Below are 19678 nucleotides of genomic sequence, written 5' to 3' on the forward strand. Positions count from 1 at the left end.
TGCGGTGTGGACCTCTGGGAGGGCACCGACCCGGTCTCGGTCGCGGACACCCTCGACGGTTTTCCCGGAGCGTGGTGGATCGGCGGCGGCTGGGCGCTGCGGCGCTTCACGGCCGTGCCGTTGCCGCAGGCCGACCTCGACGTGTCCGTGTTCACCGGTGACGTGGCCGTCCTGCTGGAGCGCTTCCCCGCGTCCCGGCAGGTCGCCGACGACCGCTGGTGGGCCGGGTCGGGCTCGGCGTGGCAGGTCGACGTGCACGTCGAGCGCCGCTGGCAGGGCCAGTGGGTGTTCCCGCTCGACCCGTCGCTGACCCTGCCGCTGGACGAGGCCACCTGGATCAGCGACGGCGTCCGCTACCTGCGTCCCGACCTGGCACTGCTGTTCCAGGCCCGCGGCGCCGGGAGCCGCGAGGACGGTGACGCCGGTCTGGACGCCGCGCTGCCGTGGCTGCGCGGCGACGCGCGGGACCGTCTCGTGGAGGTGCTGACGACGTCGAGCCCCGGCCACCCGTGGCTGGACCGGCTGACCTGATCCGGTCTCAGCCCAGCCGCAGCCGCAGCACGAGGTCGTTCAGGCCGTCCTCGGTGCTCGGGTGCTCCGGCAGCGCCGACTCCTCCCGCGCTCGTGCCAGGACGCCGTGCCAGTGCTCCACGTCCCGCTCCAGCCGCGCGGTGTCCGGCCGCGCGGACAGCTCGTCGAGCGACCGGTGCTCGCCCAGCGCCTTGGCCTCGATCAGCCCCGGCAGGTGGTCGGGCCCGTCGAGCTCGTCCAGGAGTTCCGGCAGGTCCGCCAGCACCCGGCCGGTGCGCATCAGGTGCACGCCCGTGAGCAGCGCGCGGAACGTGTAGAGCAGCGGCTTCAGCTCGCCCGTCCGCTCGAACAGCCGCCACTGCGTCGTGGCGAAGCCCCGGTAGTGGTGGGCGTGCCTGGAGGTGACGCACCCGGCGGCCAGCTCGACCATCCGGGCGTGCTCGGGCGTCGTGTGCACCACCAGCGGCGACAGCAGCTGCTCCAGCACGTAGCCGTTGGGGCGCAGCAGCAGCCGGACGAACTTCAGCACGTCGTGCGTGACGAGGTCCAGCTCCACGCCCGCGCGCCACCACGTGCGCTCCAGCGTCTCCGGGCCGTGCCGCAGCCCGACGACCTCCTCGACGCCCAGCACGTGCACCCCGCGCAGGTCCACGTCCGAGTCGCGCGAGGGGAACCCGTACAGGTGCGCGCCGGAGACGGTCGCGAACAGCAGCCGGTTCGGCTGCTCCGCGACGACCTCCCGCAGATCGGGAACCTCGAACGTCATCCCGTCACCTCCAGCGTGCGCCTGCGCACCGACACCAGCCAGTCCTCCACGACGGCCGTGCCCGGTTCCTCCGGCAGCGGCCCCTCCGTCCGGTCGATCTCCGCGCGCAGCCCGTCCGCCCAGGCCAGCACCTCCGGCCAGCCCAGCTGCCCGGCGCGCACGGCGAGCAGCCGCTCCCGGTGCTCGGACGCGTCGATCGACAGCACGCCGTCGCGCAGCAGGTCCCGGCACACGATCAGCAGCCGCAGCGAGTGCATCACCTGCTTCCACCGCGTGCCCTCCGCCGCCCGCGCGCGGGTGATCTGCGCCGACGTGGCCCGGAGGTAGCTCTGCGCGACCCGCCGGGACAGCACGTGCGGCAGCAGCGCCCGCAGCTCCTCGCCCAGCGGCGTCATCACCTCCACGCGGTCGGAGACGAACACCTCCAGGACCGTCGGGTTGGAGCGCAGGGCCAGTTCGCAGAACCGCCCGAGCTCCCAGTTCAGCTCCTCCGGCCGCGGTCCCTCCCGGCTCGCCGGAGGCTCGTCGAACCGCCAGAACCGCTCCGCGGGAACGACGAACACGCCTCGTCTGTCCACATCGGACGCCGTGGTGGCCAGTCCGTACGCGTGCGAGCCGACCACCGTCGACAGGATCGTGGTCGCCGGTGTCGCCGCGGCGGGTCGCTCGGGCTTCCCCCGCTCCCTCGCCACCAGCCGTCCGGGCGCGTCGTACCAGGTGCGCTGCGCCGCGACGGAGACGACCTCGCGCTCGGGGTAGCGCAGCGCCGACAGCTTCCCGCCGAACACCACGCCCGTGTCCAGGCACATCGTTCCGTTGACCCACTCGGCCTCGGGAACCGTCGTGTGTCCGTAGAGGACGGTCGCCTCGCCCCGGTAGTCGTTCGCCCACGGGTAGCGCTCCGGCCGGCCGTGCTCGTCGGTCCTCCCCGTGGTGTCGCCGTACAGCGCGGCGCTGCGCACCCGGCCCGACGAGCGCCCGTGGTAGCGCTCGGGCAGACCGGCGTGCGCCACCACCAGGTCGCCGCCGTCGAGCACGAGGTGCGCCGCGAGGTCGTGGCAGAACCGCTCCACCTCGGCCCGGAACTCCTCCGGCTCCGCGGCGAGCTGCTCCAGGGACCGCGCCAGACCGCCCGTCACGGTGAGCCTCTTCCCGCGCAGTGCCCGCACGAGCTTCTGCTCGTGGTTGCCGCACACCGCGAGCGCGTGCCCCGCGCCGACCATGCCCATCGCCAGGCGCAGCACCCCCGGAGTGTCCGGGCCGCGGTCGACCAGGTCGCCGAGCAGGATCACGCGCCTGCCCGCCGGGTGCGCGGCGTCCACGGCGCGGCCCCGCGCGTCGCGCACGAGGTCGTAACCCAGCTCGACGAGCAGCTCCTCCAGTTCCGCGCGGCAGCCGTGCACGTCGCCGATCACGTCGAACGGCCCGGTCTCGCCGCGCCGGTCGGCGCGCAGCGGTTCGAGCACGACCTCGGCCGCGTCGGCCTCCGCGCGGGTCGTCAGCACGTGGACGTGCCGGAAGCCCTCCCGGCGCAGCGCGGACGGCGACCGGTGCGGGCCGCTCCCCGCCTCCCCGCCGAGCACGATCACGGCGGGCGGCACGTCGTGCGCGCGGGCGAGCGCGACCAGGGGGGCGCGGGTCTCCGGCCGCGCGTCGGCGACCTCGACCACGACGAGCCGCCCGGCCTCCAGGCGCGCGGCGACGGCGTCCGCGTCGCCTCCGCCCAGCAGTTGCGCCGGCGTGAAGTGCCTGCTGGCGAAGTCCGCCCCGGAGGCGGTGACGAGCACGAGCAGGGACGGATCGGGAACCGCGAGTCTCACGGGGCACTCCTTCCACCGGGCACGACGCCCACCGTCGCACGGCGGGGCGGCGTGACCAGCACCAGGAGAGTGTGATCCATCTGTTGGCGAACCGCGGCGGAATTAGTGTGGAGCGCATGACGAACCGGCTCGCGACGGCGACCAGTCCCTACCTGTTGCAGCACGCGGAGAACCCGGTCGACTGGTGGGAGTGGTCGCCCGAGGCGTTCGCGGAGGCGCGCGAGCGGGGCGTGCCCGTGCTGCTGTCCGTCGGTTACGCGGCGTGCCACTGGTGTCACGTCATGGCGCACGAGTCGTTCTCCGACGAGCGGATCGCCGCCTACATGAACGAGCACTTCGTCAACGTGAAGGTCGACCGCGAGGAGCGCCCGGACGTCGACGCGGTCTACATGGAGGTCACGCAGGCCATGACCGGCCGGGGCGGCTGGCCCATGACCTGCTTCCTCACCCCCGGCGGGGAGCCCTTCCACGCGGGCACCTACTACCCGCCGACGCCCCACCCGCAGGTGCCGTCGTTCCCGCAGCTCATGGAGGCCGTGGTCACCGCGTGGCGGGAGAACGCCGACGAGGTGACCGCCGCGGCGGGGCGCGTCGTCGAGCAGCTCGCCGAGCGCTCCGGGCCGCTGCCGCCGTCCACTCTGGACGAGGACGCGCTGTCCGGAGCCGTCGTGTCGCTGCTGGGGGAGTACGACCGGCGCAACGGCGGGTTCGGCGGTGCGCCGAAGTTCCCGCCGTCGATGGTGCTGGAGTTCCTGCTGCGCCACCACGAGCGCACCGGCTCCGTCGAGGCCGTGTCGATGGCGCGGGTCAGCTGCGACGCGATGGCGTCCGGCGGGACCTACGACCAGCTCGCCGGTGGCTTCGCCCGCTACAGCGTCGACGCGGGCTGGGTGGTGCCGCACTTCGAGAAGATGCTCTACGACAACGCCCTGCTGCTGCGCCTCTACACCCACCTCTCCCGGCGCGGCGGCGACCAGCGCCACCGGCAGGTGGCGCAGGACACCGCCGAGTTCCTGCTCCGCGACCTCGGCACGCCGCAGGGCGGGTTCGCCGCGTCGCTGGACGCCGACACCGACGGCGTCGAGGGCCTGACCTACGTCTGGACGCCCGCGCAGCTCGTCGAGGTGCTGGGACTCGCGGACGGCGCGTGGGCGGCGGAGCTGTTCGGCGTGACCGACGAGGGCACGTTCGAGCGAGGGACCTCCACGCTGCGGCTGTTGTCCGCGCCCGACCAGGAGCGGTTCGCGAGCGTGCGCTCCCGGCTGCTGGCCGCGCGCGCGAAGCGGCCCCAGCCCGGTCGCGACGACAAGGTCGTGACCGCGTGGAACGGCCTGGCGATCGCCGCGCTGGCCGAGGCGGGCGCGCTGTTCGACCGTCCGCGGTGGACGGAGGCGGCCGTCGCGGCGGCGCGGCTGCTGCTGGACGTGCACGTGGTCGGCGGCAGGCTGCTGCGCACCTCCCGCGACGGCGTTCCCGGCACGGCGGCCGGTGTGCTGGAGGACCACGGCTGCCTGGCCGAGGGACTGCTGGTGCTGCACCAGGTCACCGGGTCGCCGGAGTGGCTGACGGCGGCGTGCGCGCTGCTCGACACCGCGCTGGAGCGGTTCCCGATCGACGGCGTCCCCGGCGGCTACCACGACACGGCAGACGACGCGGAGACGCTGGTCCGCAGGCCGTCCGATCCGACCGACAACGCCACCCCGTCCGGTGCGTCGTCCCTGGCGTCCGCGCTGCTGACGGCGTCGGCGCTGGCCGGGGCGGACTGGGCGGGCGCGTACCGCTCCGCGGCGGAGGCCGCGGTGGCCCGTGCGGGCGTGCTCGGCGCGCAGGCCCCGCGCTTCGCGGGCAACTGGCTCGCCGTGGCGGAGGCCCTGCGCGCCGGTCCCGTGCAGGTGGCCCTGGTCGGCTCGTCGCCGGAGCTGCGCGCCGTCGCGCTGGCCGAGGTCCACGGCGGAGGCGTCGTGCTCGCCGGGGAGCCGTCCGCGCCGGGCGTCCCCCTGCTGGCGGACCGCCCGCTGGTCGACGGCGAGCCCGCCGCCTACGTGTGCCGGGGCTACGTCTGCGACCGGCCGGTGACGACGCCCGACGCCCTGGCGGCGGCGCTGCGCACCTGACCGGCGTTCCGCTGGACGCGAACAGCTCTCGTGCGAGCAGGACTTCGGCGTAACGTCGATTACGACGTAATCCTGTAATCAAGGTGGTGCGCGATGGGACGTGGGTGGAGCGGACGCGGGGGCCGGTCGCAGGCGGACCTGCCGCCGGCGCACGAGGCGGCGGGCTGGTTCAGCGGGCGGCTGCCCGACGGCTGGTTCGTCGGCACGCCGGAGGTGACCGTGGACCGGGAGGAGATCCTGCTGGTCGGCGAGCTGCCGGCGCTGGAGGACGAGTTCGCCGACGACGCGGCGCGCTCGGCGGCGGAGGCGGGCCGGATCAGCCGGTTCCGCGAGCAGACCCGCGAGGAGCGCATCGAGATCGCCAGGCAGGCCGAGCACCGCTACGGCCGCAAGGTCGCCTGGGGAGCGAGCCTGGGCGGGACGACGGAGCTGTTCACGACGCTGTCCGTGCCGGTGATGACGCGCCTGCGCCAGCCGGAGCGCAAGGTGCTGGACACGCTGGTGGACGCGGGCGTGGCCCGTTCCCGCTCGGAGGCGCTGGCCTGGGCCGTGCGCCTGGTCGGCGAGCACGCGGAGGACTGGCTGGCCGACCTGCGCGAGGCTCTGAGCACGGTGGAGAACCTCCGCCAGGAGGGCCCGAACCCCAGCTGAGGTCCGGAGCGTGTGCGCGCCCACGACCGGTGTCCCGGCCTCGCTGGAGCCGCTGACCACGGTGGGTTCACGTCCCGCCCGTCGTCTCGTCGGGGGCCGGTCCAGCGCCGCTGGACCGGCCCCCGGCACACCGGGCTCAGGAGTAGATGACCAGCCAGATGGCGATGTAGTGGCACAGGGCGGCCAGGACGGTCGCCGCGTGGAAGAACTCGTGGTAGCCGAAGACCGTCGGCCACGGGTCCGGCCAGCGGGTGGCGTAGAAGATCGCGCCCACCGTGTAGAGGACGCCGCCCACCACGATCAGCGTCAGGGCCACCGCGCCCGCGTGGTGCAGCAGGTCCGGCACCACGAACACCGCCACCCAGCCGAGTGCGATGTAGATGGGCACGCCCAGCCAGCGCGGCGCGTGCGGCCAGGCCAGTTTCAGGGTCACGCCGCCGAGCGCGCCGCCCCACACCACCGCCAGCACCAGGTTGCCGGTGGCCGGTGGCATCGCCAGCAGGGCGAACGGCGTGTAGGTGCCCGCGATGAACAGGAAGATCATCGAGTGGTCCAGGCGCTTCATCCACGTGCGTGCGCGGACGCTCGTCCAGTTGCGGCGGTGGTACAGCGCGCTGATGCCGAACAGGCCCAGCACCGTCACGCCGTAGACGGAGGTCGCGAGCGCCGCCTTCGCGGACACCGTCGCCGCGGCCAGCGCCACCAGGGTCGTGCCCGTCGCCACTGACGTGACGAAGGACCAGAGGTGCAGCCAGCCCCGCATGCGTGGCCGCAGAGCCGACACGGGTGCCGGCGGACGAGTCGCAGTGGTCACAGCACCGAGGTTACGGCACCGTAGGTTTCTCGGCAGTAGGCCCCGATGACCCTGCGGTGAACCTCGCGGAAAGCCGCACGGGGCCGTTCGTGACCTCGCCCACCCGGCGTACATTGTCCGAACATGGCTCTCCGCACGCGCGTCAAGGACGCCATCCTCAAGGTCTACGAGCAGATCTTGACCCGTGAACTGGTGGGCAAACCGAGCCCCAGACACGTCGGAGTGGTGCTGGACGGCAACCGGCGCTGGGCCAAGGAGGCCGGGTTCACCGACGTGGCCGACGGCCACCGCGCCGGCGCCCGCAAGATCCTCGACCTGCTGACGTGGTGCCGCGACGCCGAGGTCGACGTCGTCACGCTGTGGCTGCTGTCGACGGACAACCTGAACCGCGCCAGCGAGGAGCTGGGCCCGCTGCTGGAGATCATCGCCGACATCGTCGACGAGATCGCGGAGCCGGGCAACCCGTGGCGCATCCGGCACGTCGGCGCTCTGGACATGCTGCCGACGGAGACCGCGGCGCGGCTGTCCTCCGCTGCGCTGCGCACGAAGGACCGGCAGGGTCTGGAGGTCAACGTCGCCGTCGGCTACGGCGGGCGGCAGGAGATCGCCGACGCCGTGCGCAAGCTGCTCCAGAAGCACGCGGAGACCGGCGGCACCATCGAGGAGCTGGCCGAGTTCCTCGACGTCGACCACATCGCCGAGCACCTCTACACCTCCGGTCAGCCCGATCCGGACCTGCTCATCAGGACCTCGGGGGAGCAGCGGCTGTCCGGGTTCCTGCTGTGGCAGTCGGCGCACTCGGAGTTCTACTTCACCGAGGCGTACTGGCCCGCGTTCCGCCGCACCGACTTCCTGCGCGCTCTGCGCGAGTACGCGATCAGGCACCGCCGCTTCGGTTCGTGAGGTCCGCGGGCCGGTGAGCGCCTAGGCTGCCCGGCCGTGGACGCCGAGAGGATCGTGCGCGAGTACCAGCTGCTCGGGCTGCGCTTCGACCGCCTGGTGCCGGGGTTCGTGGACTCCTTCACGGGGGACCCCGCGCTCCGGCGGCAGGTGGACGACGAGCAGCGGCCGGAGCCGGGGGCGCTCGCGGCCAGGGCCAAGCTGCTGCGCCGCGAGCTGCGCGGTTCCGACCTGGCCGAGGTCAGGCGCAGGTTCCTCGCGGCCCACCTGGTCGCGCTGGAGTGCACGGCGCACCGGCTCGCGGGGCGGCCGACGTCGTTCGTGGCCGAGGTCGAGGCGTACTTCCAGGTGCGCGTGCGCCCCGGTGACCCGGACGTCTACCGGCAGGCGCACGCCGAGCTGTCCGACCTGCTGCCCGGTGACGAGTCGCTCGCGCTGCGCCTGGCCGACTTCCGCGCGCTGGACGAGGTGCCCGCGCGGCGGCTCCAGGGCTGCGTGCAGGCCCTGTCCAGCGCGCTGCGCGACCTGGTGCGCCAGCGCTGGGAGCTGCCCGCGGACGAGGTCGTGGAGTACCGGATCGTCACCGACCGGCCGTGGAGCGGCTTCAACCACTACCTCGGCGGCCACCGCTCGCGGGTGTCGATCAACGCCGACCTCGGGCACCGCATGTCCAACCTGCCGCACCTCGTCGCGCACGAGTCCTACCCCGGTCACCACACCGAGCACTGCCGCAAGGACGTCGGCCTGGTGGGGCGCGACGGCTTCGCCGAGCAGTCGATCTTCCTGATCAACACGCCGCAGTGCCTGGTCGCGGAGGGGCTCGCCGACCTGGGCCTGCACGCGGTCGTCGGGCCGGGCTGGGGCGCCTGGACGGAGGCGGTCCTGGCCGACCTGGGCCTGCGGATGGAGGGCGAGCTGTCGGAACGGGTGGAGCGGGCCGCCGCCGGGCTGGCCGGGGTGCGCCAGGACGCCGCGCTGATGCTGCACGACCGGGGCGCGGACCCGGACGAGGTCGTGGCCTTCCTGCGCCGCTGGCTGCTCGTCCCCGAGCGCCGCGCCCGGCAGATGCTCAGGTTCCTCGCCGACCCGCTGTGGCGTGCCTACACCACCACGTACGTGGAGGGCGCGCGCCTGGTGCGGGCCTGGCTGGACCTGCGCGCGCCCGGAGAGTCCACTGCGGACCGTTTCGTCCGGTTGCTCGACGAACCGCTCGTTCCGGCGACACTGGCGGGTGAACTGACCAGCGGGGTGTCCTGGTTGGCCCGCGACGCTGAGTGATCAGGATGGACAGAAACCGCTGACCTGGCCGAACGTCACCCGTGACAGCGGAGGCACGTTCGCGCGCTCGCCTTTCGCACACTTTGCGCAGAGGTGACGACTTCGCGAATCACCTGTGTGGCTGCCTGCGAAACGGGGACCTCGCAGGTAACTTCCGACGTAGCGGGCCGCGACCACTGCGGACCGCGCAGGGAGGCCCTGATCGTGGCGGTGAGCACGAGGGGGCCGGCACCCGGCCCTCGTGGCCGGTACGCCTGACGTCTCCGCGAGGAGACGCCGGGAGCACCGGTCGATCGGGGTGGTTGCCTGGCCCAGCGAGGAGCGGACGCGGGTGCCGCGTTCGTGAGGGAGTTGCCGTGAACGCACGACGTCCCGCGAGCCGTTCCTCAGGCTCAGCCCGCAGCAGTTCTCGGCGCCGCGGTGCGCCGGCCACCCGCACCTACGTGGTCGACACCTCGGTGCTGCTCTCCGACCCCCTGGCCACCACGCGCTTCGCGGAGCACGAGGTCGTGCTGCCGCTGGTGGTCATCAGCGAGCTGGAGGGCAAGCGGCACCACCCCGAGCTGGGGTGGTTCGCACGGGAGGCGCTGCGCCTGCTCGACGACCTGCGTCTGCGCCACGGTCGCCTCGACTCGCCGGTGCACGTCGGCGACCTCGGTGGCACCCTGCACGTGGAGCTCAACCACTCCGACCCGGAGGTGCTGCCCCCCGGTTTCCGCACGGACTCCAACGACGCGCGCATCCTCGCCTGCGCGCTCAACCTCGCCGCGGAGGGGCGCGAGGTCACGCTGGTCACCAAGGACATGCCGCTGCGCGTGAAGGCGGGCGCGGTCGGCCTGGCGGCGGAGGAGTACCGGGCGCACGACGTGACGCTCTCCGGCTTCTCCGGGATGTCCGACCAGGACGTCGAGCAGAGCGTGGTCGACGCCCTGTACCGCGACAGCGTCGTGGACCCCGCCGAGCACGGCATCGCCCACCTGGGAGAGCTGCCCTGCCACAGCGGCCTGCGACTGCTCGCGGGCACGGCCAGCGCCCTCGGCCGCGTCACCGCCGACAAGCAGATCCGGCTGGTCAGGGGTGATCGGGAGGCGTTCGGCCTGCACGGCAGGTCGGCCGAGCAGCGCATCGCCCTCGACCTGCTGCTCGACCCGGACATCGGCATCGTCTCGCTGGGCGGACGAGCCGGCACGGGCAAGTCGGCGCTGGCGCTGTGCGCCGGTCTCGAAGCGGTGATGGAGCGCCAGCAGCACCGCAAGGTCGTGGTGTTCCGGCCGCTCTACGCCGTCGGCGGTCAGGAGCTGGGCTACCTGCCCGGTTCCGAGAGCGAGAAGATGCAGCCCTGGGCGCAGGCGGTGTTCGACACCCTCGGTGCGCTGGTCAGCCAGGACGTGGTGGAGGAGGTCATGGGCCGCGGGATGCTGGAGGTCCTGCCGCTGACCCACATCCGGGGCCGTTCGCTGCACGACTCGTACGTCATCGTGGACGAGGCGCAGTCGCTGGAGCGCAACGTCCTGCTGACGGTGCTGTCCCGCCTGGGCACCAACTCGCGGGTGGTCCTCACCCACGACGTCGCCCAGCGGGACAACCTGAGGGTCGGCCGGCACGACGGCGTGGCCGCCGTGATCGAGAAGCTGAAGGGCCACCCGCTGTTCGCCCACGTCACCCTGACCAGGTCGGAGCGCTCCCCGATCGCGGCGCTGGTGACCGAGATGCTGGAGGACTACGCCTCCTGACGCCGTGCCGGGGCTCCCGCGGGTGATCGCGCCCGCGGGAGCCCCGCCCGGTCACCAGCCGCCGGGCAGCGGGCGTCCCTCGGCGAATCCGGCCGCGGACTGCACGCCCAGCACGGCGCGCTCGTGGAACTCCTCCAGCGTGGTCGCGCCCGCGTAGGTGCACGCCGAGCGCACGCCGGAGGTGATCGCGTCGAGCAGGTCCTCCACGCCGGGGCGCACCGGGTCCAGCTTCATCCGCGACGTGGAGATGCCCTCCTCGAACAGGCCCTTGCGCGCGCGGTCGAACGCGCCGTCGGTCCTGGTCCGCGCGCTCACCGCGCGCTTGGACGCCATGCCGAACGACTCCTTGTAGAGCTGCCCCGACTCGTCGCGCAGCAGGTCTCCCGGTGACTCGTGGGTCCCGGCGAACCACGAGCCGACCATGACGTTCGACGCGCCGGCGGCCAGCGCGAGCGCCACGTCGCGCGGGTGCCGCACGCCGCCGTCGGCCCACACGTGCGCGCCCAGCTCCCGCGCGGCGGCGGCGCACTCCGCGACGGCGGAGAACTGCGGGCGGCCCACGCCGGTCATCATCCGGGTCGTGCACATCGCGCCGGGGCCCACGCCGACCTTGACCACGTCCGCGCCCGCCTCCACGAGGTCGCGCACGCCCTGCGCGGTCACGACGTTGCCCCCCACGACCGGCACGCCGGGGCCGGTGGCCCGCACCGCGCGCAGCGCGGAGATCATCTTCTCCTGGTGGCCGTGGGCGGTGTCCACGACGAGCGCGTCCACCCCGGCCGCGAGCAGCTCCTCCGCCTTGGCCGCCACGTCGCCGTTCACGCCGATCGCCGCGGCCACGCGCAGGCGGCCGCCCGCGTCCAGCGCGGGGGTGTAGACGTCGGCGCGCAGCGCGCCGATCTCGGTGAGCACCCCGGCGAGCCTGCCCTCGGCGTCCACCCCGAGCGCGACGCGCCCGGCGCGTCCGTGCAGGGCGTCGAACACCGCGCGGGGAGCGGTGTCCAGCGGCAGCGTGAGCACGTCGGGGTCGGCGACCTCGGACACGCGGGTGAAGCGGTCGACGCCGGAGCAGGCCCGCTCGTCGACCACGCCGACCGGGCGGCCGTCGTCGTCGACCACGACGACGGCGTGGTGGGCCCGCTTGGGCAGCAGGTTCAGGGCGTCGGCCACGGCGTCACCGGGGTGCAGCACCAGCGGGGTGTCCCACACGGTGTGCCGCTGCTTGATCCAGCCGACGATCTCCGCGACGGCCTCGGGGGCGACGTCCTGGGGCAGCACCACCAGACCACCGCGCCGGGCCGTCGTCTCGGCCATGCGGCGGCCCGCGACGGCCGTCATGTTCGCGACCACGACGGGAATCGTGGCGCCGGTCCCGTCGGAGGTGGACAGGTCGACGCCGAACCTCGACTCCACGGCGGAGCGGCCCGGAACGAGGAAGACGTCGTCGTAGGTCAGGTCGTAGCTCGGCTCGCGGCCGTTGAGGAAGCGCACGAGGAGTTGACGATACCCCCGCTCGGCTCACTCGGCGGCGAGGTGGACCGCCGTGGCCGTGGTGCGGTAGCCGACGGACTCGTAGAGCCGGGCCGCGCCGTCGTCGCCGGGGGTGAGCCAGGCCAGGCGTGCTCCGGCCAGTCCGGCGGCGACGGTGGCGTGCGCGGTGATCAGCGCGCCCAGCCCGGTGCGCCGGTGCCCCGGCAGGACCGCGACGCCGACGACCTCGCCGACCTCGTCGGCGATCCGCGTCCAGGACGCCACGGCGACCGGGGTGCCGTGCAGCCGGGCGAGCACGGAGCCGCCCTCCTCCGGCGGCGGCGGCGTGCGCGCGGGCTGGTCGAGCTGCACGCCGAAGGCCACGTTGGCCACGGCCGTGGCCGCGCCGTGGTCCTCCGCCGTGCGCACGAACTCCACCCGCACGCCCGGCGGCACGGCGGGCGCGGACACCGACTCCGGGTCGACCGTCATCAGCGGCACCCGCGCCGACACCGTCGCCCCGGCGGCGACGAGCGCCTCGGCCGCGCCGGGACACGCCTCGTCGACCAGCTCGAACCGCACCGGCCCCGGCGCGAACTCCGGCCGCAGGACGTCCAGGCAGGAGCCCAGCTCGGTCACCGGCTCCCCCGGCCGGGCGGCGACCGCGCAGGACAGGAACTCGGGACCGTCGACGACCAGCAGCCCGGTGAACGGCCCTGCGGGCACGACGCGCCGGTCCGCGCTCAGGCCGGTCAGCTGGGCTGCGGCGATGCGGACGGCGAGCTGGGCCGGAGAGGTCATCCGCGGACGGTAGCGCGGGTCACCGCGTGCCCGGCAACAGATTTCGCACGGCGTCGATGGTGTCGGCCTCGCCCGCGTCCTTGTCCGGGCGGTAGCGCAGCACGCGCGCGAACCGCAGCGCCACCCCGCCGGGGTAGCGGGGGCTGACCTGCGCGCCGTCCAGCTCGATCTCCACCACCAGGTCCGGCCGCACCCGCACGGTCCAGTCGTCCTCCTCGGTCGCGCGGGCCCGCAGCTCGCGGGTCTGCCACGCCAGCAGCTCGTCGGTGAGGCCCTTGAACGTCTTGCCGACCATGATCGGCGGACCGCCGTCGGGGTCGCGCGCGCCCAGGTGCAGGTTCGACAGCAGGCCCGTGCGCCGCCCGCTGCCCCACTCGACGCCCAGCACCACCAGGTCGAGCGTGTGCACGGGCTTGACCTTCTGCCACGCCCTCCCGCGCCGCCCGGCGGCGTACGCCGAGTCGAGGGACTTCACCACCACGCCCTCGTGCCCGGCTCCCAGCGCCTCGTCCAGCACGGCCGCGGCCCGCTCGTCGTCCGGCTCGACAGTGCTCGCGATCACGTGCCGTCCCGCGACCCGTTCCAGCGCCGCGCGCCGCTCGCGCAGCGGCAGGTCCAGCAGGTCGGCGCCGTCGAGGTGCAGGCAGTCGAAGAAGAACGGCGACAGCAGCAGCCGCCGCAGGTCGTCCTCGCCGAGTTCGGCGGGGGCGCCGGGCAGCAGCGCGCCGAAGCGGCTCATCGTCTCCTGGAACGGCCGCGGCCTGCCGTCGTCGGTCAGCGCCAGCGTCTCGCCGTCGAGCACGACCGACGTGCACGGCAGCCCGCGCACCAGCTCCACCAGCTCGGGAACGCTCCCGGTGATGTCGCGCAGGGTCCGGGTGAAGATCCGCACCTCGTCGCCGTCGCGGTGGACCTGCACCCGAGCGCCGTCGAGCTTGTGCTCCACGACGCACGACCCCAGCTCGGCGAGCGCGCCGGACAGCGACTCGGCGGGGGAGGCGAGCATGGGGCGCACCGGCCGCCCCACCTCCAGCCGGAACTCCGCCAGCGCCGCCGCGCCGCCGGACAGCGCCGCCGCGGCCGTCTCCGGCAGGCGGCCGGACAGCATGAACGCCCGGCGTACGACCTCGCCCGGCACGTCCGCGGCCCGCGCGACGGCGTCGAGCATCACGCCCTCCAGCGCCCCCTGCCGCAGCTCGCCGGTCAGCAGCCGCTTCAGGAAGTCCTGCTCGGCGGCCGTGGCCCGGCCGAACAGCCCGGCCAGCAGCTCGGCGCGGCGGGCCGCCGAGCCGCGCCCGCTCGTGGCGGCGAACTCCGCGAGCGCGGAGTCGACGTCGGCGACGGTGAGGACGGGCTCCGGCGCGGGTGCCGCGGCCAGGTCGAGCACGGTGCGGAAGCCCGCGCCGATCCGCCCCTGGCTCGGCACGCCGACGAGGAACGACACGACGGCGGGCGCCGCCGACCGCCGCAGCAGGTCGGCGAGCGCCGCGACCTTGGCGAGCCGGGACCGCGTCGCGGCCACGGTCGCCGACACCTCGACCACCTCGGAGAGCAGCACGGGACCATCCTGCAACGGAGCACCGACAGTCCGCAGGACGCGCGCGCCGGTCAGCCGACGCGCTCGTCGTAGGTCGCGCGGTTGTCGAACACGTCGTCCATGTTCGTCTCGGCCCAGGACTTGAGGGCGCGCATCGTGTGCTGAAGCGAGAGACCGAGATCGGTCAGCGCGTAGGTCACGGTGACGGGCACGGTCGGCGTCACGGTGCGGGTGACGAGCCCGTCGCGCTCCAGCGAGCGCAGCGTCTGGGTGAGCATCTTCTGGCTCACCCCGGCCAGCAGGCGGGACAGCTCCGAGTAGCGCATCGCCCCCGGCTCGCCCGCGCAGTCGCCGCCGCTGCCCAGCGCGGACAGGATCAGGGTGACCCACTTGTCGGAGACGCGCGCGAGGAGCTGGTGACTCGGGCAGACCGCCAGGAACGCGTTGTACTCGGCCCTCGCCCGTTCTCTGCGCTGGGCCGCCGACGTCGTCATGGTCCCCTCCTCGTGTCGCCGAGTGCGTTGCGCACTTTCAGGTGCCTGCTTCCCGTTGGAGAGTAGCTCGCCGATGCTGGTGCGGGACGCCTCGGGCGTCATCGATCAGCTCAGCACGAGAGGCAGCACCATGAGCACGTCCTCCACCCCGCTTCCCGGTGGCACCTGGACCGCGGGCGACCTGACCCTCACCCGGTTCGGCTACGGCGCGATGCAGCTGGCCGGCCCGTGGGTCGTGGGTCCACCGGCCGACCACGACGGCGCGCTCGCCGTCCTCCGCGAGGTCGTCGACCTCGGCATCACCCACATCGACACCGCCGACGCCTACGGCCCGCGCGTCACCAACGAGCTGATCCGGGAGGCGCTGCACCCGTACCCGGAGTCGCTGCACGTCGTGACCAAGGTCGGCGCGACCCGCGACGAGCGGGGCGGCTGGCCCCCGGCCCGCCGGCCCGACGACCTGCGACGCGCCGTCGACGCGAACCTCGAATCCCTCGGCCTGGACGCGCTCGACCTGGTCAACCTGCGGATGGGCAACGCGGAGGGGCCCGTGTCCGGCTCGCTCGCCGAGGCGTTCGAGACGCTCGTGGAGCTTCAGCGGCAGGGCCTGGTCCGGCACCTCGGCGTGAGCAACGCGACGCCGGAGCAGGTCGCCGAGGCGCGGTCGATCGCGCCGATCGCGTGCGTGCAGAACGTGTACAACCTCGCCGTGCGCCAGGACGACGAGCTGATCGACGAACTCGCGGAGGCCGGCATCGCCTACGTGCCGTTCTTCCCGCTCGGCGGTTTCACCCCGCTCCAGTCCTCGGCGCTCTCGGCCGTGGCCGACCGGGTGAGCGCGACGCCGATGGCGGTGGCCCTGAGCTGGTTGTTGCAGCGCTCGCCGAACGTCCTGCTGATCCCCGGCACGAAGTCCGCGGCGCACCTGCGGGAGAACGCGGCCGGGGCGGGACTCGTCCTCTCCGAGCAGGACCTCGCCGAGCTGGACCAGATCGGTCGCTAGGTCACAGCGAGCGGAACACCGCCGCCACGACCGAGACCGCCTCCCGCAGCCGGTCGGGGGTCGTGGCGGCGTAGCCGACGACGAGACCGGGGAACGAGGGCTCGCGCGTGTGGTTCGCCAGCGCCCTCACGTGCACGCCCCGCTCGGCCAGCGCGCGCTCCAGCGCGAGGTCGTCGGTGCCGTCGGGCAGCCGCAGCACGACGTGCAGCCCGGCCGCGATGCCGATGGGCCGCCAGTCCGGCAGCTCGCTGGCCACGGCGTCGAGCAGGGCGTCGCGCCGCTGCCGGTACAGCACGCGGGTGCGGCGCAGGTGCCGGTCGTAGCCGCCGGTGCGCAGCAGGTGCGCCAGCGCGGCCTGCGCGACGGTGGCCGTGCCCATGTCGTGGAACCGCTTGCGCTCCACGACGTCGTCGCGCAGGTGCTCGGGCAGCGCCAGCCAGCCCAGCCGCAGCGCGGGCGCCAGCACCTTGCTCGTGGTGCCCTGGTAGACGACCCGGCTCGGGTCCAGCGCCTGCAACGCCCCCACGGCCGGCCGGTCGTAGCGGTGCTCGGCGTCGTAGTCGTCCTCCAGCACCAGCCCGTCCCGCTCGCGCGCCCAGTCGATCAGCTCGCGCCGCCGCTGCGGGTGCAGCACGACGCCGAGCGGGAACTGGTGCGCCGCGGTGACGAACACCGCGCGGCAGTCCGTGGCGGCCAGCGCGTCCACCCGCAGCCCGTGGCCGTCCACGGGCACCGGAACGACCTCCAGGCCGTGCGAGGTGAGCATCTCCCTGCTGCGGAGGTGGCTGGGGTCCTCGACGGCGATGCTGCGGTGCCCGCGCTCGCGCAGCACGCGGCTCAGCAGCGAGAGACCCTCCGCGGACCCGTTGATGATCACCAGGGACCCCGGTGACGCGGCGACGGCGCGCACCCGGCCGAGGTAGTCGGCGAGTTCGGCCCGCAGCCCGGCGAACCCGGCCGGGTCGGGGTAGCCCAGCGCCTCGTCGGGCAGGGCGGTGAGGGCGGCGCGGTGCGCGGCGAGCCACTCCGCGCGCGGGAACGCCGCGAGCGCGGGAACGCCGGTGCGCAGGTCGAAGCGCCAGCGCGGGGGCCGTTCCGGCTCGGCGTCGTCGCCGGAGGGCCACGTGCCGGTCGCCGTGACGGTCGTGCCGGAGCCGTGCTTGGCGGTCAGGTACCCCTCGCCGACGAGCTGCGCGTAGGCCGCGGTCACGGTGCCCCGCGCGACGCCGAGCTGCGCGGCGAGGTCGCGGCTGGACGGCAGGCGGGTGCCGGGCGTCAGCCTGCCCTCGCGGAGGGCGCGGCGCAGCTCCGTCTCCACCGCGCGCCGCCGGTTGGGCCGGGGGAGGAGCAGCTCGCGAAAAGTGGTCCAGTTCCGCGCCATCGAAGTGGAGCTTAACCGTGGTCCACCGGCGGGTGAAGCTGCTCGCCGTGACCAGAAGAACGGCGATCCTCTGCGGAGCGGTGGCGACGTGCGTCGTCGGCGGCTCCGTGCCCGTCAACGGAGTGCTCCAGCAGTACCCCGTGCTGTCCGGCCAGGCCCTGCGCTATGCGCTGGGCGCGTTCGCGCTGCTGGTGTGGGCGGCGCTGCGCGGGCAGAGCCTGCCGAGACCGGCCGCGCGGGACCTGCCCGCCCTGCTGGGCGTGGTGGCGACGGGGATGCTCGGCTTCAACGCCGGCGTGCTGTTCGCCCAGCGCCACGCCGAGCCCGGCTTCGTCGCGGCGGTCCTCGGCGCCGCGCCCGTGGTGCTCGCGCTGCTCGTGCCGCTGCTCCGCCGCCGCCGCCCGGCGGTGGCCCCGGTCGTGGGCGCGTGCGTCGTCGTGACCGGCGTCGTCGTGCTCTCCGGCGGCGGGGCGTGGCAGGGGCCCGGCCTGGTGCTGGCGCTGCTCGCCCTCGCGGGCGAGGTGTCGTTCACGCTGCTCGCCGTCGGCGTGGTGCGCCGGCTGGGCGGGCTCGCGGTGTGCGTGTGGACGTGCCTGCTCGCCGCCGCGACCGCCGCCGTCCTCGGCACGGTCGTCGACGGCGCCGCGGCGTGGCGCGCCCCGACCGCGCGCGAGGCGGTGGCGCTCCTGCTGCTGGGCACGGTGCTCACCGCCGTCGCGTTCGGCCTCTGGTACGCCGCCGTGTCCCGGCTCGGCGCGGACCGCGCCGGGGTGCTGATCGGCCTGATGCCGGTGTCGGGACTGGTCTCCTCGGTGGCGCTGGGCGCCCAGGACCCGCGACCGGTCGCGGTCCTGGGCGCGCTCGTCGTCGCCGCCGGTTGTGTGATCGCGCTCGGCGGCGGCGCGCTGAGACGGGTCAGCGACCGCCGTGCGCCATCCGCAGCACGTCCAGAGCCGAGTCCAGCTGTTCCTCGGTGAGCTTGCCGCTGTCCACGTGGCCCCGCTCCAGCACGACCCGGCGGATCGTCTTGCGCTCCTTCAGCGACTGCTTCGCGATGGACGCCGCCTCCTCGTAGCCGAGGTAGCGGTTGAGCGGGGTCACGATCGACGGCGACGACTCGGCCAGCTCCCGCATCCGGTCGACCTGCGGCTCGGTCCCGGCGAGCACCTTGTCGGCGAGCAGCCGCGCGACGGCGGCCAGCAGCCGCGAGGACTCCAGGACGTTGCGCGCGATCACCGGCAGCATCACGTTGAGCTGGAAGTTGCCCTGCGACCCGGCGAACGCGACCGCCGCGTCGTTGCCGATCACCTGCGCGACGACCATCATCGTCGCCTCGGAGATCACCGGGTTGACCTTGCCCGGCATGATCGACGACCCGGGCTGGAGGTCGGGCAGCGCCAGCTCGCCCAGCCCCGTGCGCGGGCCGGAACCCAGCCAGCGCAGGTCGTTGGCGATCTTGAACAGGGACACGGCCGTCGCGCGGAGCTGACCGGAGATCTCCACGACGCCGTCCTGCGTCGCCTGCGCCTCGAAGTGGTCGCGCGCCTCGGTCAGCGGCAGCCCGGTCACCGACGCCAGCTCGGCCGCGACCGCCGCGCCGAAGCCCTCCGGGGCGTTGAGCCCGCTGCCCACGGCCGTGCCGCCGATGGGCAGCTCGCCCAGGCGCGGCAGCGACGAGGTGAGCCGCTCGACGCCGTAGCGGACCTGCGCGGCCCACGCGCCGACCTCCTGGCCCAGCGTCACCGGCACGGCGTCCATCAGGTGCGTGCGGCCGGACTTCACCAGCTCGGCCCACTCCCGCGCGCGGCCCTCCAGCACCTGCGCCAGGTGGTCCAGCGCCGGGATCACGTCGCCGACGACGGCCTCGGTGGCCGCCACGCGCAGCGTCGTGGGGAACGTGTCGTTCGACGACTGCGACGCGTTGACGTGGTCGTTGGGGTGCACCTCGCGCCCCAGCGCACGGGTCGCGAGCGTCGCGATCACCTCGTTGGCGTTCATGTTCGACGACGTGCCGGACCCGGTCTGGAACACGTCGACCGGGAAGTGGTCGTCGTGCCTGCCGTCCGCGACCTCGTCGGCCGCCGCCGCGATGGCGGCGGCCAGCTCGGGCTCCAGGACGCCCAGCCGCTCGTTGACCCGTGCCGTCGCCGCCTTGAGCAGGCCCAGCGCGCGGACCTGCGACCTCTCCAGACCACGTCCGGAGATCGGGAAGTTCTCCACCGCGCGCTGCGTCTGCGCGCGCCACAGCGCGTCGACCGGCACCCGGACCTCGCCCATCGTGTCGTGCTCGACGCGGTACTCCATCTCACCCATGTGACCACTCTGGCCCGCCGAGCGGCCCTGGGCACGGTGACGCGGGGCACCCTCTGGGCACGGTGACGCGGG

General features: G+C 74.2%; 17 protein-coding genes. 8 read left to right on the forward strand and 9 right to left on the reverse strand.

What is annotated here, in order from left to right; all coding sequences use genetic code 11:
- Positions 1–6: 6 nt before the first annotated feature.
- Positions 7–531, forward strand: coding sequence for a hypothetical protein (locus IMZ35_RS13215; RefSeq protein WP_199441312.1), 525 nt, complete (start codon positions 7–9; stop codon positions 529–531).
- Between the two features lie 7 nt (positions 532–538).
- On the opposite strand, the gene IMZ35_RS13220 is transcribed toward IMZ35_RS13215, so the two are convergent.
- Together IMZ35_RS13220 and IMZ35_RS32255 are read right to left on the reverse strand one after the other, a co-directional pair.
- Complete coding sequence (locus tag IMZ35_RS13220) at positions 539–1297, reverse strand: nucleotidyltransferase domain-containing protein (RefSeq protein ID WP_199441313.1); 759 nt, start codon at positions 1295–1297, stop codon at positions 539–541.
- Positions 1294–3117, reverse strand: coding sequence for a DNA polymerase beta superfamily protein (locus IMZ35_RS32255; RefSeq protein ID WP_199441314.1), 1824 nt, complete (start codon positions 3115–3117; stop codon positions 1294–1296). The genes IMZ35_RS13220 and IMZ35_RS32255 overlap by 4 nt, the downstream gene beginning before the upstream one ends.
- A 116-nt stretch (positions 3118–3233) precedes the next feature.
- Between IMZ35_RS32255 and IMZ35_RS13230 the strand changes: the two genes are divergently transcribed.
- Complete coding sequence (locus IMZ35_RS13230) at positions 3234–5231, forward strand: thioredoxin domain-containing protein (protein ID WP_199441315.1); 1998 nt, start codon at positions 3234–3236, stop codon at positions 5229–5231.
- A 93-nt stretch (positions 5232–5324) separates the two neighbouring features.
- On the forward strand, positions 5325–5882 hold the full coding sequence (abmR, locus tag IMZ35_RS13235; RefSeq protein WP_199441316.1) for an ATP-binding transcription factor AbmR: 558 nt from the start codon (positions 5325–5327) through the stop codon (positions 5880–5882).
- Between the two features lie 136 nt (positions 5883–6018).
- Here abmR and trhA read toward each other — a convergent pair whose 3' ends face one another.
- Complete coding sequence (gene trhA, locus IMZ35_RS13240; RefSeq protein ID WP_199441550.1) at positions 6019–6645, reverse strand: PAQR family membrane homeostasis protein TrhA; 627 nt, start codon at positions 6643–6645, stop codon at positions 6019–6021.
- A 174-nt stretch (positions 6646–6819) separates the two neighbouring features.
- On the opposite strand from trhA, the gene IMZ35_RS13245 reads away from it, so the two are divergent.
- The 3 genes from IMZ35_RS13245 to phoH2 all read left to right on the forward strand — a co-directional run bounded on the left by IMZ35_RS13245 (position 6820) and on the right by phoH2 (position 10607).
- Positions 6820–7599, forward strand: coding sequence for an isoprenyl transferase (locus tag IMZ35_RS13245; protein ID WP_199441317.1), 780 nt, complete (start codon positions 6820–6822; stop codon positions 7597–7599).
- A 36-nt stretch (positions 7600–7635) separates the two neighbouring features.
- Positions 7636–8874: a DUF885 domain-containing protein gene (locus IMZ35_RS13250; protein WP_199441318.1), complete on the forward strand. Its 1239-nt coding sequence runs from the start codon at positions 7636–7638 to the stop codon at positions 8872–8874.
- A 443-nt stretch (positions 8875–9317) separates the two neighbouring features.
- A complete protein-coding gene (phoH2, locus tag IMZ35_RS13255; RefSeq protein WP_199441319.1) occupies positions 9318–10607 on the forward strand; it encodes an RNA 5'-3' helicase PhoH2 in 1290 nt (429 codons plus the stop codon).
- Positions 10608–10658: 51 nt separating this feature from the next.
- On the opposite strand, the gene guaB1 is transcribed toward phoH2, so the two are convergent.
- Genes guaB1 through IMZ35_RS13275 form a run of 4 tightly spaced genes read right to left on the reverse strand, consistent with a single transcriptional unit; the run spans position 10659 to position 14909 of the window.
- Complete coding sequence (gene guaB1, locus IMZ35_RS13260; RefSeq protein WP_199441320.1) at positions 10659–12098, reverse strand: GMP reductase; 1440 nt, start codon at positions 12096–12098, stop codon at positions 10659–10661.
- A 27-nt stretch (positions 12099–12125) separates the two neighbouring features.
- Positions 12126–12878 carry a GNAT family N-acetyltransferase gene (locus IMZ35_RS13265; protein ID WP_199441321.1) on the reverse strand — a complete coding sequence of 251 codons (753 nt, stop codon included), beginning with the start codon at positions 12876–12878 and terminating at the stop codon, positions 12126–12128.
- Positions 12879–12897: 19 nt separating this feature from the next.
- Positions 12898–14436: an ATP-dependent DNA ligase gene (locus tag IMZ35_RS13270; RefSeq protein WP_199441322.1), complete on the reverse strand. Its 1539-nt coding sequence runs from the start codon at positions 14434–14436 to the stop codon at positions 12898–12900.
- Positions 14437–14486: 50 nt separating this feature from the next.
- Positions 14487–14909, reverse strand: coding sequence for a winged helix-turn-helix transcriptional regulator (locus IMZ35_RS13275; RefSeq protein ID WP_199441323.1), 423 nt, complete (start codon positions 14907–14909; stop codon positions 14487–14489).
- A gap of 130 nt (positions 14910–15039) precedes the next feature.
- Here IMZ35_RS13275 and IMZ35_RS13280 point away from each other — a divergent pair, with 130 nt between their 5' ends.
- A complete protein-coding gene (locus tag IMZ35_RS13280; protein WP_199441324.1) occupies positions 15040–15912 on the forward strand; it encodes an aldo/keto reductase family oxidoreductase in 873 nt (290 codons plus the stop codon).
- 1 nt (position 15913) lies between these two features.
- Here IMZ35_RS13280 and pdxR read toward each other — a convergent pair whose 3' ends face one another.
- Positions 15914–17293 (reverse strand): MocR-like pyridoxine biosynthesis transcription factor PdxR, encoded by a 1380-nt coding sequence (pdxR, locus tag IMZ35_RS13285; RefSeq protein ID WP_199441325.1) that lies wholly within the window; start codon positions 17291–17293, stop codon positions 15914–15916.
- Positions 17294–17340: 47 nt separating this feature from the next.
- Here pdxR and IMZ35_RS13290 point away from each other — a divergent pair, with 47 nt between their 5' ends.
- Entirely contained in the window at positions 17341–18270 is a 930-nt protein-coding gene (locus tag IMZ35_RS13290; RefSeq protein ID WP_199441326.1) for an EamA family transporter, read from the forward strand.
- On the opposite strand, the gene IMZ35_RS13295 is transcribed toward IMZ35_RS13290, so the two are convergent.
- On the reverse strand, positions 18209–19606 hold the full coding sequence (locus IMZ35_RS13295) for a class II fumarate hydratase (protein ID WP_199441327.1): 1398 nt from the start codon (positions 19604–19606) through the stop codon (positions 18209–18211). The genes IMZ35_RS13290 and IMZ35_RS13295 overlap by 62 nt on opposite strands.
- Positions 19607–19678: the final 72 nt, after the last annotated feature.

The organism is Umezawaea beigongshangensis, from assembly GCF_016464305.1.
GTDB lineage: Bacteria > Actinomycetota > Actinomycetes > Mycobacteriales > Pseudonocardiaceae > Umezawaea_A > Umezawaea_A beigongshangensis.